The sequence below is a fragment of the Pseudomonas sp. FG47 genome, from assembly GCF_057809115.1.
Map to the genome: position 1 here is coordinate 553,482 of NZ_JBMDJI010000001.1, position 13,548 is coordinate 567,029.

Genomic DNA, 13,548 nt, shown 5'->3' on the forward strand with positions numbered 1-13,548 from the left:
TCACAGGGCCTCCTTACAGCTCGATACTCATGCCATCGAAGGCGACTTCCACGCCGCGGCGCTGTACTTCGGCACGTTCTGGCGAGTCTTCGTCGAGGATCGGATTGGTGTTGTTGATATGGATAAGCACCTTGCGCTGGCGTGGGAAGCCGTCCAGCACCTCGAGCATGCCGCCCGCGCCGTTCTGCGCCAGGTGGCCCATCTCGCTTCCGCTGCGGGTGCCGACACCGCGGCGCTGCATCTCATCATCCTCCCACAGGGTGCCGTCGACCAGCAGGCAATCGGCGCCGTGCATCATCTCCAGCAGCTTGGCGTCGACCTGGCCCAGGCCCGGCGCGTAGAACAGCTTGCCGCCGGTGCGGGTGTCCTCCACCAGCAGCCCGAGGTTGTCGCCGGGGTGCGGGTCGAAACGGTGCGGCGAGTAGGGCGGCGCGGCGCTGCGCAGCGGGAAGGGGGTGAAACGCAGGTTCGGGCAGGCGCCGATGACGAAGCTGGTGTCGAGGTCGATGCGGTTCCACACCAGCCCGCCGTTCCAGTGGCTGAGCATGTTGAACAGCGGGAAACCGGTGGTCAGGTCCTGGTGGACCATGTCGGTGCACCACACCTGGTGCGGGCAGCCTTCGCGCAGGCTGAGCAGGCCGGTGGTGTGGTCGATCTGGCTGTCGAGCAGGACGATGGCATCGATACCGGTGTCACGCAGGGCACGGGCCGGCTGCATCGGCGCGAAGGCCTGAAGCTGGGCGCGGATGTCCGGCGAGGCATTGCACAGAATCCAGTGCTCGCCGTCGTCGGACAGGGCGATGGACGACTGGGTACGCGCCGTGGCGCGCAGGGTGCCGTCGCGGTAGCCCTTGCAGTTGACGCAGTTGCAGTTCCACTGGGGGAAACCGCCGCCAGCGGCCGAGCCGAGAATCTGGATGTACATGGGCGCCCTCTGAAGCAGGAAACGGTGATTCGAAAACGACGACGCCCCGGCGGGCCGAGGCGTCTGGTCGCGCTGCCGCTTAGCGGTTGGCGAAGTACATGGTCACTTCGAAGCCGATACGCAGGTCAGTGTATGCAGGTTTGGTCCACATGGGCTTGCTCCTTCCGGATGGGTTTTGGGGTCAGCTCATCATTGGGTACCGTCTGGGGGCAGAGGTTCCATTGGCTGAGATTGCGCTATCTTACAAGAAAAATTTGTACCGAAAGGTTAATTATTCGAAATGCGCCCTTGCAGGCTTGGTAACAATCCGCGCCGCGCTCAGTGCCAATGAGCCTCTGGGGCGGCGGCGTTGGCCAAGCATAGCCAGCCATGTTCGGCTGCCAGTAACTGCTGCAGTAGCGCCTCCAGATCGCGCTGTTCGACAGTCAGGATAGACTGGCGCATGCAAGCCAGCCGCGGATTTTGTGTCGCCATATGTGCCTGCCAGGCCCAGTGCGCGACTTCGGCATTGGCCATGGCCGCTTCGCTGAACTGCTCGGCCAGTTGTTGGCGGCTGTCGGCGGCCAGTTGCACGCCCTCCTGCAGCAGCGTGGTCAGGTGGCCAAGCACCTCGGCCTGGCCGGCCTTCGGCGATTGTACGCCGAATAGCAGCCCGCCGTGCCCGGCAACCTGGCGAAAGGCGCTGAACACCGCATAACCCAGTTGCAGTTCGACCCGCAAGCGCTGGTAAACCGGCCCTTGCAACAGGTGCGCGAGCAGGCGGCCGCTGGCTTGCAGGGTGTCTGGCAGCGGGCAGAACAGTAACAGGGCCGGCTCGCTGCCAGGGGTGTGCACCTGATGCCAGTGGCGCCCAGTGAAGTGGCGCCTGGCTGGCGGCTCGCCAGGCTGCCCAGGGATGGCCTGCACGGCCGCGCCGAGGGCGTCGCGGCTGGCTTGGTCGAAGCCGATGGCCAGGCCTTGCCAGCGGGCCTGCTGCCAGGGCGAGGCGAGATCGCCGGCGGAGTGGCCTTGGGCTGCTGCCGGGTCAAGGATGTCCGGCAGGGCCTTGAGCAAGGCGCGGATAGGGATCAGCGCCGGTTCGCTGGCTGCCGTGGCCTGCCAGTGTTCGCGGGCTGGCGTGCTGATTTGCTCGAGCGCCTCTGCCGCCGCGCTCACCACCGCCAACGGATAGCCGCCGACACGCAGTTGCAGGTAGGCGCCAGTGGCTTCCAGGTCCAGTTGCACTGCGGCGCGTTCGGCACGCTCACGGAGCGTTTGCAGGGCGCGCTCGAGCACGGGCAGTACGCGCGCCGCCGAGGGCAGGTGCCAGCGCAGGTAGAGCGTGGCGAACTGGCGCGAGGCGGGCAGCGCATCGCTGACCGTCAGGCCCGGCGGCAAGGCGGCGTTTCGGGCCGGTGGCGTTGTCGCCAGCAGTGGTTCGGCCGGTGGCAGATGCCAGGGGCCGGCGCAGCCCTGCGGGAGATCGGCTAGTAGTGCATCCAGGGCGGCCAGGCCTTGTCGGGCGAGTGCTTGGTAGGGCTGGCCGGCACTGTCGCGGCGGGCCAGCTCCAGCGCGCTGGCCGCCTGCTCACGGCGTTGTTGCAATTGCCCGAAGGCGACGTTCAGCCGCTGTCCACCCTGCTGGCGAACGAAACCGAGCCAGCTGTGCAACAGCTGTTGGGCTTGTGTGGCATCGGCCTGGGCCGTCAGTTGCAGCCGCACGTGCCACAGCAGCTGGCCGGCATGGCTGTACAGGCGCTGCGCCTTGCAGTTGTGCAGCCAGCCTCGCTGGCGCAGTTCGGCCAGCCAGCCGCCCGGGCGGCTATCGCTGAGCAGGTCCAGCAGCAGCTCAAGGGCTTGCTCGGCTTGTGCCGGGAGGTGCTCGTGGGCAAACAGCAGGTCCTGCGTGCTGGGCGAGCGCAGTGGGCCGTCGCGCAACCGGGGTGGCGTGGAGCGATCTGCCGAGGTGCCCGCGGCGAACTGCGCGCCCAGGCGTCTGGCCAATGCTTCCAGTGCTTCCAGCGGTTGAGGGCCTGCCAGGCTCAGGGTGATCCGGCTGCCTTGATAGAAGCGCCGGTGAAACTGTTGCAGCGCCTGTTGGAACGCCGCATCCCTTAGCGGCAGGCTGTAGCGGTTACCGGCGTGGAAGGCCCTGAGCGGATGATTGGCGGCAACCGACTGGAGCAAGGCGAACTGCTGTTGGGCCTCGGGGTTGCGCGACCAGGCGATGAACTCGGCGTGGATCACCTCGCGCTCGGGCTGCTGGCGCTCAGGGCTCAGGTCGGGTTCGGCGAGCATCTGGCACAGGCGCTCCAACCCACCGGCCAGCGCTGCAGGGGGCACTTCGAAGAAGAAATCGGTGGTGCGTTCGCGGGTGCTGGCATTGACCTGGCCGCCCAGGCCCTGCACGTAGCGCATCAGGCCGTCGTCCAGTGGGAAACGCTCGGTACCCAGGAAGAACAGGTGCTCGAGAAAGTGCGCCAGGCCCGGCCAGCGCGCCGGTGCGTCGTGGCTGCCGGCATGCACTCGCAGCGCCGCCGCCGCCCGTTTGAGGCGTGGCGCGTGGCGCAGGGTCAGGTGCAGGCCGTTGGCGAGGGTGAGGTGGCGGATGGCGTCGGACATAGCGCCATGCTAGCGCGCAATGCCGAGGTTGTCTGGTTTGGCCCAGCGCCAATTATCAACACCCTGCAAGGGATGGCTGTTAATGCAGATCCCGGCGCAGGTCCGCCAGGTAGGGGAACGCCAGGCGCCCCTCGACTACCCGCTCGTGCTCCAGGTCCGCCAGCAGCTGGCACTCTTCGCGCCCGGCCATCGCCAGCAGGCTGCCGTCCGGGCCGACGATGCTGCTCTGGCCGCAATAGTGGATCTCGCCCTCGCTGCCGCGGTAGTTGGCATACACCAGGTAGCACTGGTTCTCCTGCGCCCGTGAGCGCACGGTCACCTGGCAAACGAAGTCGTAGGGGGTCATGTTCGCCGTCGGCACCAGGATCAGTTCGGCGCCGGCCAAGGCCAGGCGCCGGGCGTTCTCCGGGAACTCGATGTCGTAGCAGATCAGCAGACCGACCTTCCAGCCGTCCAGCTCGACCACCGGGAAGTGATCGGCGCCCGGGCTGAACATCGAGCGGTCGAGCTCACCGAACAGGTGGGTCTTGCGGTAGTTGCACAGGCTGCGGCCATGGGCGTCGATCAACTGCACACTGTTGTAGATCGCGCCATCCTCGCCCCTCTCGGGGTAGCCATAGACGATGGCGATTCGATGCGCCTGGGCAATCTCGACCACACTCATCGCCGAGGGGCCGTCCTCGGCCTCGGCCAGGCGTTCCACCTGGTCCAGGCCGATGTTGTAGCCGCTGAGGAACATCTCCGGGCACACCAGCAACTGGGCGCCGCGTCCGGCGGCCAGCTGGGCCTGGCGTTGCAGGCGCTCGAGATTGCCGGGCACGTCCAGGGGCTGGGGCGTGCCCTGGTACAGGGCGATGCGCATGGCGCTACTCCTTCGCTCAGTCGGCCAGGGCGATTGGCCCGATCTCGTCGAACACGTCGCCCGGGCCGGGGTTGTCCGGGTGGGTCTGGCCACCAAAGTGGTTCATGATACCCCACACCGCGTTCAGCGAAGTCTGCACCGCGCCTTCGACCCAGGCTGGGGTCCACGACACGTCGTCACCGGCGATGAAGATGCCGCGTTGCTCGGCCGGCATGTCGGCCTGCATGAAGTGCGCGTACATCCGTTGGTTGTAGCGATAATGGCCGGGCAGCGCGCCTTTGAAGGCACCGAGGAAGTGCGGGTCGGCCTCCCACGAGATGGTGATAGGGTCGCCGATGATATGCCCGGCGATATCGGTCTTCGGGTAGATCTTCTTCAGCGCGTCGAGGGCCAGCTGCACGCGCTTCTCGGTAGGGTGCGGGAGCATCTTCAGGGCATCGCTCATCCAGGCGTAGGACAGGCAGATCACCCCGGGCTTGTCATCGCCGTTGTCGAACAGGTAGGTGCCGCGGGTCAGGCGGTCGGTGAGGGTCATGCTCATCAGGTCGCGGCCGGTCTGCGGGTCCTTGTCCTTCCAGAACGGCCGGTCGACCATGACGAAGGTCTTCGACGACTGCATGTAGCGGGTGCGGTCCAGGGCCATCCACATCTTCTGCGAGAACAGCGATTCCTCGCAGTCGATCTGGGTGGTCAGCAGCCAGCTCTGGCAGGTGGTGAGCACCGCGGCGTAATGGCGGGTGTCGCCATAGTTGTCGGTGACCGCCAGGCGCCCATCGGCGGCCCGGGCGATACGCTTGACCCCGGCGCGCGGCGCGCCGCCGTGCAGGGTCTTGAGGCTGGTGCCGGCCGGCCAGTGGGCGCAACGCTCCGGTACATGGCGCCAGATGCCCTGGGGTACCTGCTCGACGCCGCCGACCACCAGGTGCTGGTGGTCGTCGCAATTGGTCATCACCACGCGGAAGATTTCCAGCATCGAGTTGGGGAAGTCCGAGTCCCAGCCACCGGTGCCGAAGCCCACCTGGCCGAACACCTCGCGGTGCTGGAAGCTGAGCTTGGCGAACGAGCGCGAGGTGGCGACGAAGTCGTAGAAGGTGCGGTCGTCCCACAGCGGCACCAGTTTGTTCCATAGGTCTTTCAGGCGCGGCACGTCGCGGTCGCGGATGGCCTGCTGGATATCGCCGAATTGCGCGCCGCTTTCCAGGGCGTCGGCCCAGGCGTCGGCAACTTCGTGGAACAGTTGCGGCAGGTCGGCCTTGTTCTCGGCGTAGTAGGTTTGCCCTTCCAGGTCGATGACCGTGCTGCCCGAGGCGGGCGTCAGCGGGTTGGGGAAGGGCTTGGTCTCCAGGCCCAGCTTGTCGACATAGTGGTAGAAGGCCGTGGACGACACCGGAAAGCGCATGCCGCCGAGTTCGGCGACGATGCCGTCGGTGCCGTTGAAGGCTTGCGAGCGCAGCCGGCCACCGAGTTTGGAGGCTTCGTACACCACCGGCTTGAGGCCCAGCTTCATCAGTTCGTAGGCCGCCACCAACCCGGCGATGCCGCCACCGACGATAGCTACTTCCTCGCCATGCCGCTCCTTGGGGATGCTGCCCAGGCCGGCCGGGTGCTCCAGCCAGTCGTCGAAGGCGAAGGGGAAGTCCGGGCCGAAGATGGTGATGGGTTTCTTGCCGTCGGCGGGGTGGCGGTTGTTCTTGTTCATGTAATGACCTTGCCAGGGAGGCTGCGCAGGGGCGGAGCCTGAGTATAGAAAATGCCTGGTGGCCATTTTATGAAGCGCGGAGTTCGTAATTAAGAGGCAGAGTGGCGTCGTTATGAAGGTTGTTTCGTCGTAATGACTGCTATTGGTAAAAGAGTGACGAAGGCGCTGCTAATCGCGATTTTTCTTACGGGCCCGGTCGTTCAGGGACATGGATGGTCAGCCTGGCTGCCCGCGGTCCACCTTGCTGCTGAGGATGATCGACGTGGTGGTCTTCTCTACCCCCTCGAGGCTGCCGATCTGGTCGAGCAACTGGTCCAGTTGCTCCGGCGAGTCGCTGCTCAGCCAGGCGACGTAGTCGAATTCGCCGCTCACCGCGCACAACTGCTGCACCTGGCCCATCGCCCCCAGGCGGCGGACGATGTCCTTGCCCGAGCGCGGCTGCGCCTTGATCCCCACATAGGCCTGCAAGCCGCCGCCGAGCAGGCGCTGGCCCAGGCGCACGCCGTAGCCGGTGATGACCTTGCTCTTTTCCAGCCGCGCCAGGCGCGAGTTGACCGTGGTGCGGGCGATGCCCAGGTGGCGGGCGAGGGTGGCGACGCTTTCGCGGGCGTTGATCTGCAGCAGGGCGATCAGCTTGCGATCGATTTCGTCGAGGGCGATGGCGCGGGAGTCTGGCATGGTGGGTCTCGGCAGTCGGGTCGCTAGCCTAGCCAGCTCCTACGGTCCAGGGCAAGACACGGTGTGGCGGCGCTTCAGGCCGCTGGCTGCGGATGCGTGGTGATCTGCACATCGAGCTTCTGGCTGGCGGCCAGGCACCAGGCCTGGAGCGCCGCATCGATCGCGGCCTTGTCGGCCAAGTGCTCCAGGCCAATGGCCTGGGCGAAGCAGCGATAGCCGGGTTTGCTCTGATCGTTGACTTGCCCGTCCTCCGGGTAGTCGATGGTCAACCAGGCGTCTCGGTACCAGTTGCCTTCGGCGGGGGTATCGCAGACCACCACCGACAACACCAATTTACTGGTGGCCGCTTCGACCGCAAGATCACTGAACTGGCCTGTGTGTTTGTCATACCCCGTATCGCTGCGCACCCAAACACCGAACATCAGGTCGCCCTTGCGGTGGCTGTGCCATGGCTCAGGTTGGTTCTGCGGGGTGCGTAGCCAGAGCACCGACATGTCATGGAACGGCAGGTAGCGCAGGCCGCTGGTCTTGAGGTTTTCCAGCCCGGCGACCCGTTGTGGCAGCGAATGGACGTAGGTCTGGTAATAGTCTTGTGCGCCCAGGCTGTCGCGCAGATACGCGAGCAATTCGAACATGCGCTGCTGGTAATCAGCCAGCAGACGGTAAGCACGGCGTACATCGATCAGTGCGTTTGCCAAAGATTCGCTCATTTCAGGCTCCATGCCGCGAAAGCGCCGGTGGGCGTTTCGATGTGAACCGGCTTCAGGGCGCTGAGCCACCGCACCGGGTGGGTTTTCAGGCTGTGCCAGGCATAGCACCTGGCAAGGTCTTCCAGCAGGCGCTGGCTGCCGGTGAACGAGCTGTCGAGCGCGCTCTCGAGTGCCTGGAACATCTGTTGCCAGCTCCGGCAGACCAGCCGGAAAGGTTGCTGTGGCCGGTCGGCCAGCTCGTTGTGCACCTGCTCGAGCAGCCGCGCCCGGCCAGCTTGCGAGTTGTCCTTGAGCCCTCCCAGTGTCAGCAGGATGCTATCGGCCTCCAAGGCCCCGGCATGCCAGCCAGCCCTGAGCTCGCGAGCCAACTGCGCGGGAGACTGTTGATCGTAATGGTCATGGCGCTTGGCCTCGATCAGCAGCGTGCGGTTGCCATCGCTGAGCAGCACGTCGGGTTCTACCTGCCTGCCTTCGGGCAGGCGCCAGGAGGGCCAGAAGGTGATGGCTTGCAACGGACCAAAGGGCTCGCCCAGCAACGCCTGGAACACCGCGCAGAACTGTTCATCGGGCAGATAAGCCAGGCGTTCGAACAAGGTAGCGGTCAACACGTCCTCCGCACCCTCGCTGCGCTCGAGGTCGAGCGCCTGATGGTGCATGCCGGTGCCTCTTTTCTTGCCGGCCAATACGGCATTGAGCATGACGCGTCCTTCGTCTGGAGAGTGGGGTGGCAGAACCGCGGGAGTATCGTAGCAAGGGATATGGCTATGTGCCTGCTTTTGCGGAAAACGCCAAGAAAAAGGCCGCGCATGAGCGCGGCCTGTTCCGACCTGGAGGGTTCGCGGCGATGTCAGCGCGCGGCGCTGGTCTGCGCGGTGGCGCAGGGCGACTTCAGTCCGGCGGTCATGCTCTCGACGTTGTCGAGCATCTGGTTGCCCTGATTGACCTTCTGGGCATTCTCCGCCAGTTGCATGCGCTGATCGTAAGTGGCGGAGGTGCCGTTCATGCTGTGCTTGGTCTCGAGCACGGAGTTGGCGATGCTGAGCAGGCTGCGCCCGGTGGAGATCAGGTTGTCGGTTGCGCTGGGCGTGCACGGCGAGTTGCTGCTGGCCATGTTCTGCGTGCCCTGGTTGTAGCCCCCGGGTGCCGCGCAGCCGGCGAGTGCCAGCAGCATGGGTGCAACGAGCAGGGCCCCAAGGCGTCCTTGGATGTTCATGTGACGTTCCCTCGATCACTGGGCTCCGACCCGGTGCCGAAGCGATGGAGGAATTCTAGAAAGGAGGCAATGATGGCGAAATAGAACGGGTGTCCTAAAGGCACTTTGCCCTGCCTGGGCGCTATTCGCGAGGCATCAGATGCCCAGCAGGGTTTTGACCGTGGTGGCGACGTTGGCGATGTTGGAGAAGATGTTGGTCTGCCGCTCGATCTTTTGCAGGCCGTTCACTGCCTCGCTGTCAGCGTCGTTGCGGATAAGTTTGGGGTCGCCATCCGCCATTGGGGCTTTGATTTCAAGGGCATCGACAGTTGAGGTGTAGCGCGCCTTGGACTCGGCGAAAAGATCGCTTGGTATGCCTTGGTAGTCACTGAATTGGCTGAATTTTACGACGTTCTCGATGAGCTGAAGTTCCGCGTCGATGCGGATGGCGATGGAGGCGAAGGTGGTGAAATTGGTGTTCTGATCGATGATGCTGGCGCGCCAGTTGTACTGGTCGACAATGTTGTTGAACGGATACAGCAGGTCGAAACCCAGGCGCAGCATGCGCTGCTGGGCCGTTGGGCCTAGCACGACCAAGCAGGCCTGGACTTCGGTCGCCAGGGTGCAGGACTGCGGGTCGCCAAGCTTGGAGCTGTCGTTGATCGGTGCCTTGGTCGGGTAGGTGTCCAGCAACAGTTTGAAGTAGGCGTCGTGGGCCGCTCTGAACTTGCCGATGATGTGGAAGGTGTCCATTGTGGGTGATCGTCCTTGGTCTTGAGTGGCATCGCTTATTTGCTGGCGGTTCTTGAGCCCTGTGAACCGGTTCGTTTCCTTGCCATCGCGGTTGAGGGCAGGTTCAGCATGCACCGTTGCCAGGTTCGGCACCATCTGTACCTGGGGTGCGCTGGCCACGTTGATCTGGAAGGCTGCAACGCCCGGCAACGGCGTGAGTTAGCAGGGGCATGAGCTGAGGCAGGGTTACGGCAGCTGTAGAAAGCACAAAGCCGCGTCAGACGCGGCTTTAAATTGGTGGGCCCACACGGACTCGAACCGTGGACCAAAGGATTATGAGTCCTCTGCTCTAACCGACTGAGCTATAGGCCCTCAGCAGGTGCGCCGGATTATAACGAGGGTTTCGATAGCGTGCCATCCGAAAGATCCGTTTGTGCTATGCGAAGAAACGTAGCGGCGAATTCCGCTGGCGGCAGCGGCAGGCTGACGATGTAGCCCTGGATCTGCTCGCAGCCCTCGGCGGCCAGGAAGCGCTGCTGCGCCTGGTTTTCCACGCCTTCGGCAATGATCGTCAATTGCATGCTGCGCCCCAGGGCGATGATGGCGCGGGCGATGGCGGCGTCGTGGGGGTCGTCGGGCAGGCCGCGGATGAACGACTGGTCGATCTTGAGGATGTCCAGTGGCAGGCGCTTGAGGTAGCTGAGCGAAGAGTAGCCGGTGCCGAAGTCGTCGATGGCCAGTTGCACCCCCAGCTGCTTGAGCTGGTGCAGTACGCTCAGGGCTTCCTCGGCCTGGCTCATGATGAAGTTTTCGGTGATCTCCAGTTGCAGGTCGCCGGCCTTGAGCTGGTAGGTGCGCAGCAACTGCTCGATGCGTTTGGCCAGGTTGGGTTGGCGCAGCTGGGCACCGGCCAGGTTCACCGACAGCGGGCCGAAGGCGTGGTAGGCCTTCTTCCAGTGGTGCATCTGGCGGCAGGCTTGCTCCAGCACCCAGTCGCCCAGCTGGAGGATGCTGCCGTTTTCCTCGGCCAGGTGGATGAACTGCTCGGGCGGCACTTCGCCGAAGGTCGGGTGGGTCCAGCGGATCAGCGCTTCGGCGCCGACCAGGCTCTGGGTCTTGAGGCTGAACTTGGGCTGGTAGCACAGGCTCAGTTCGTTGCGCTCGATGGCGCGGCGCAGTTCGTGCTCCAGGGCGATGCGTTCGCTGGCCTGGGCGGTGAGGTCGCGGGTGTAGGCCTCGACCCGGTTGCGGCCCTTGGCCTTGGAACGGTACATGGCGGCGTCGGCGTTGCGGATCAGGTTGGCGACGTCGGTGCCGTCCTGGGGATACAGGCTGATGCCGATGCTGGCGCTGGTGAAGAATTCATGGTCGCCGGCCTGGAAGGGCGCATGGAAGCCGGCCAGCAGCTTGTTGGCGATGGCGCTGGCGTCGCTGGGCTTGTGCAGGCCGGGTAGCAGGATGATGAACTCGTCGCCGCCCAGGCGGGCCACGGTGTCGACATCGCGCACCTGCTCCTTGAGGCGTTGGGCGATGCCCTTGAGCAGCAGGTCGCCGACCGGATGGCCGAGGCTGTCGTTGATGTGCTTGAAGCGGTCGAGGTCGAGGAACAGCACCGCGCCCTGGCGGTTGGACGCCTGGGTGCAGGCGAGTGCCGCTTGTAGGCGGTTCTCGAACAGGGCACGGTTGGGCAGGCCGGTCAGCGGGTCGTGGTGAGCCTGGTAGTCGAGCTTGGCCTGGGCGTGCTTGAGGCTGGAGATATCGGCGAACACGGCGACGAAGTGGGTGATCTCGCGCTCGTGGTTGCGCACTGCGCTGATGGTCAGCCAGCCGGGGTAGAGCTCGCCGTTCTTGCGCTTGTTGTAGATCTCGCCCTGCCAGTGGCCCTCGGCGGTGAGCTGGTGCCACATGGCCGCGTAGAAAGCGCTGTCGTGCTGGCCGGAGGCGAGCAGGCGCGGGGTCTGGCCGAGGGCTTCGCTCTCGCTGTAGCCGGTGATTTCGCTGAAGGCGCGGTTGACCGCGCTGATGCGCTGGTCGGTGTCGGTGATCAGCACGCCTTCGGCGGTGTTCTCGAAAACCGTGGCGGCCAGTTGCAGTTTTTCCTGCATCAGGTGGCGTTCGGTGATGTCGCGGGCGATGGTCAACATGCAGTCGACGCCGCCAATCGGCAGGGGGCGGGCCGACAACTCGCACAGGCGGATCTGCCCATCGCTGCGGCGCAGGTGGCAGCTGAAATCGCGGACGAAGCCATCGCGTTGCAATTGCTCGATCAGGCGTTGGCGCTCGCCCAGGTCGACCCAGATGCCCAGGTCCAGCGAGGTCTGGTCGACGTTGGGGTCGACTTCGTAGCCGGTCAGGCGGCGGAAGCCTTCGTTGACCTCCAGCAGCAGGCCGTCGCTCTGGCGCGACAGCAGCAGGCCGTCGGGGGAGGCGTGGAAGGCCTTGGCGAATTTCTCTTCGGAGGTCTGCAGCTGTTGCTGGGTTTCCTTGAGCTGGCTGATGTCGCGGATCGCCACCACCAGCGCCGGGGTGCTGTCGAGCTCGAAGGTCTCGGCCGAGGTCAGGCCGGTGAACAGCTGGCCATTGCTGCGCCGGAAGGTCATCTCCAGGTTGCGGATGCCGCCGCGGTGCAGGCGTTCGAGCAGCGTCGGGCCGGTCCCGGCGACGCCCCACAGGCCGAGCTCGGTGGCGGTGCGGCCGATGACCTGGGCCGGCCCCAGGCCAATCAACTCCTCGAAGGCCTCGTTGACCTCCAGCAGGCAGCCGTCGCTGTGGCGGGCTATGACCAGGATGTCCGGGCATTGCTGGAACACCGAGGCGAACTTCTGCTCGGACAGGCGCAGGGCGGCTTCGGTGTGTTTGGTTTCGCTGATGTCGATCATCAGTCCGCGCATCAAGGGTTTGTGGCCGTGCTTGATCATGCTGACGATGTTGCGCACCCACAGGGTGTGCCCGTCGGCACGGATCACCCGGTAGTCGAGGCTGTGGTCGCGACCGGCGGCGGTCTCGCTGTCGCAATAGGCCTGGGCCCAGAGCGCATCCTCGGGGTGCAGGATGCTGCGCCAGAAGCCGGGCTTGAGCCATTCGCCGGTAGGGTAGCCGAGCAGGTCCTCGGCATGGGGTGAGACGTAGCTGTAACTGAAGTCGTTGGCATCGGCCTCCCAGGCCACTGCCGAGAGGCTTTCGATCAGGCCGCGGTAGTGGTATTCGCTGCTGCGTAGCTCTTGCTCGAGGGCGATGCGTCGGGAAATCTCCGAGCTCAGCCGACGGTTGATGCGGATCACCACGGCGAGGATGGCCACCAGCAGCAGGACGCCGGGCAGGCCGTAGAGCAGGATGTCGCGCCAGAAGGTCCGTTGGTCGACGACGTTGCCCACCCAGCGTTGCTGGATTTGGCTGACCTCGCCGCTGCTCATGTCGGCCATGACCTTGTCGAGAATGCCCACCAGCATCTTCTGCTGTTGCGGCACGGCCATGGCCAGCTGGTAACGGTAGGGCGTCTCGCCGCTCACGTACAGGCCGTCGAGCTTGAGCTGGCGCAGGCTCCAGATGCTCGAGGCGAGGTCGCCGACCACGGCGTCGACTTCATCGGTGGCCAAGGCCTGCAGTGTCGAGCTGACGTTGGGCATGGCCACCAGGTTGAGGTCGGGGTGGTGAGCGCGCAGCAGTTCGTGGGGCGCGTAGTTCTCCACCACCGCGACCTTGAGGCCATACAGGTCCTTGAGGTTGCGCGGTTGCGCGCCACCGGCATGGGCGAGGATGACGATGGGGAAGTCCAGGTAGGGGCGGGTGAAGGCCAGGTAGGCCTGGCGCTCTGGAGTTGACATGATCCCTGGCAGCAGATCGAGGCGGTTGCCGCGGGCTTGTTGCAGAACTTCGGTCCAACTGCTGGGTTCGACCGGCTTGAGCGTGATGCCCAGGCGTTCCTGGATCAGGGCAATGTAATCGGCGGCCAGTCCCTGGTAGCGGCCTTCCTGGTCGCGAAATTCGAACGGCGGCCATGAAGCGTCTACGCCCAGGCGCAGCTGGGGGTGGGCGCTGAGCCAGGCTTGTTCCTCGTCGGTCAGGGTCAGGGCGCCGGCCGTTGTGTTCCAGGCGAGCAGGATCAGCAACAGGAGGGCCGGCATAAAGGGCATAGCGGCCTCTCGATCA

At 65.0% G+C, this 13,548-nt stretch carries 11 protein-coding genes and 1 tRNA gene; all 12 read right to left on the minus strand.

Going from position 1 to position 13,548, the window contains the following annotated elements; translation table 11 throughout:
- Positions 1-13: 13 nt before the first annotated feature.
- On the minus strand, positions 14-925 hold the full coding sequence (pqqB, locus tag ACODS5_RS02555; RefSeq protein ID WP_489107829.1) for a pyrroloquinoline quinone biosynthesis protein PqqB: 912 nt from the start codon (positions 923-925) through the stop codon (positions 14-16).
- A 79-nt stretch (positions 926-1,004) separates the two neighbouring features.
- Positions 1,005-1,076 (minus strand): pyrroloquinoline quinone precursor peptide PqqA, encoded by a 72-nt coding sequence (gene pqqA, locus ACODS5_RS02560; protein WP_003243383.1) that lies wholly within the window; start codon positions 1,074-1,076, stop codon positions 1,005-1,007.
- Between the two features lie 167 nt (positions 1,077-1,243).
- Complete coding sequence (pqqF, locus tag ACODS5_RS02565) at positions 1,244-3,526, minus strand: pyrroloquinoline quinone biosynthesis protein PqqF (RefSeq protein ID WP_489107830.1); 2,283 nt, start codon at positions 3,524-3,526, stop codon at positions 1,244-1,246.
- A 79-nt stretch (positions 3,527-3,605) separates the two neighbouring features.
- On the minus strand, positions 3,606-4,388 hold the full coding sequence (locus ACODS5_RS02570) for a carbon-nitrogen hydrolase family protein (RefSeq protein WP_489107831.1): 783 nt from the start codon (positions 4,386-4,388) through the stop codon (positions 3,606-3,608).
- A 16-nt stretch (positions 4,389-4,404) separates the two neighbouring features.
- Positions 4,405-6,087, minus strand: coding sequence for a flavin monoamine oxidase family protein (locus tag ACODS5_RS02575; protein WP_489107832.1), 1,683 nt, complete (start codon positions 6,085-6,087; stop codon positions 4,405-4,407).
- Positions 6,088-6,303: 216 nt separating this feature from the next.
- Positions 6,304-6,765, minus strand: a complete 462-nt coding sequence (locus ACODS5_RS02580) for an Lrp/AsnC family transcriptional regulator (protein WP_134689823.1) — start codon at positions 6,763-6,765, stop codon at positions 6,304-6,306.
- Positions 6,766-6,839: 74 nt separating this feature from the next.
- Positions 6,840-7,475, minus strand: a complete 636-nt coding sequence (locus tag ACODS5_RS02585; RefSeq protein ID WP_167659435.1) for a hypothetical protein — start codon at positions 7,473-7,475, stop codon at positions 6,840-6,842.
- Positions 7,472-8,173 (minus strand): F-box domain-containing protein, encoded by a 702-nt coding sequence (locus ACODS5_RS02590; RefSeq protein WP_489107833.1) that lies wholly within the window; start codon positions 8,171-8,173, stop codon positions 7,472-7,474. The genes ACODS5_RS02585 and ACODS5_RS02590 overlap by 4 nt, the downstream gene beginning before the upstream one ends.
- Before the next feature lie 149 nt (positions 8,174-8,322).
- Positions 8,323-8,688: a hypothetical protein gene (locus ACODS5_RS02595; protein WP_134689821.1), complete on the minus strand. Its 366-nt coding sequence runs from the start codon at positions 8,686-8,688 to the stop codon at positions 8,323-8,325.
- Between the two features lie 135 nt (positions 8,689-8,823).
- Complete coding sequence (locus ACODS5_RS02600; protein ID WP_489107834.1) at positions 8,824-9,555, minus strand: hypothetical protein; 732 nt, start codon at positions 9,553-9,555, stop codon at positions 8,824-8,826.
- A 139-nt stretch (positions 9,556-9,694) separates the two neighbouring features.
- Positions 9,695-9,771: transfer RNA gene (locus tag ACODS5_RS02605), tRNA-Ile, on the minus strand.
- Positions 9,772-9,788: 17 nt separating this feature from the next.
- Positions 9,789-13,532 carry an EAL domain-containing protein gene (locus tag ACODS5_RS02610; RefSeq protein ID WP_134689819.1) on the minus strand — a complete coding sequence of 1,248 codons (3,744 nt, stop codon included), beginning with the start codon at positions 13,530-13,532 and terminating at the stop codon, positions 9,789-9,791.
- Positions 13,533-13,548: the final 16 nt, after the last annotated feature.

Excerpts from the sequence above, each read along its gene's own strand:
- ACODS5_RS02570 (WP_489107831.1), bottom strand. The coding sequence starts at position 4,388 with ATGCGCATCGCCCTGTACCAGGGCACGCCCCAGCCCCTGGACGTGCCC.
- ACODS5_RS02590 (WP_489107833.1), bottom strand. The coding sequence starts at position 8,173 with ATGCTCAATGCCGTATTGGCCGGCAAGAAAAGAGGCACCGGCATGCAC.
- ACODS5_RS02610 (WP_134689819.1), bottom strand. The coding sequence starts at position 13,532 with ATGCCCTTTATGCCGGCCCTCCTGTTGCTGATCCTGCTCGCCTGGAAC.
- pqqF (WP_489107830.1), bottom strand. The coding sequence starts at position 3,526 with ATGTCCGACGCCATCCGCCACCTCACCCTCGCCAACGGCCTGCACCTG.
- pqqB (WP_489107829.1), bottom strand. The coding sequence starts at position 925 with ATGTACATCCAGATTCTCGGCTCGGCCGCTGGCGGCGGTTTCCCCCAG.
- ACODS5_RS02585 (WP_167659435.1), bottom strand. The coding sequence starts at position 7,475 with ATGAGCGAATCTTTGGCAAACGCACTGATCGATGTACGCCGTGCTTAC.
- ACODS5_RS02600 (WP_489107834.1), bottom strand. The coding sequence starts at position 9,555 with ATGGTGCCGAACCTGGCAACGGTGCATGCTGAACCTGCCCTCAACCGC.
- ACODS5_RS02595 (WP_134689821.1), bottom strand. The coding sequence starts at position 8,688 with ATGAACATCCAAGGACGCCTTGGGGCCCTGCTCGTTGCACCCATGCTG.
- ACODS5_RS02580 (WP_134689823.1), bottom strand. The coding sequence starts at position 6,765 with ATGCCAGACTCCCGCGCCATCGCCCTCGACGAAATCGATCGCAAGCTG.
- ACODS5_RS02575 (WP_489107832.1), bottom strand. The coding sequence starts at position 6,087 with ATGAACAAGAACAACCGCCACCCCGCCGACGGCAAGAAACCCATCACC.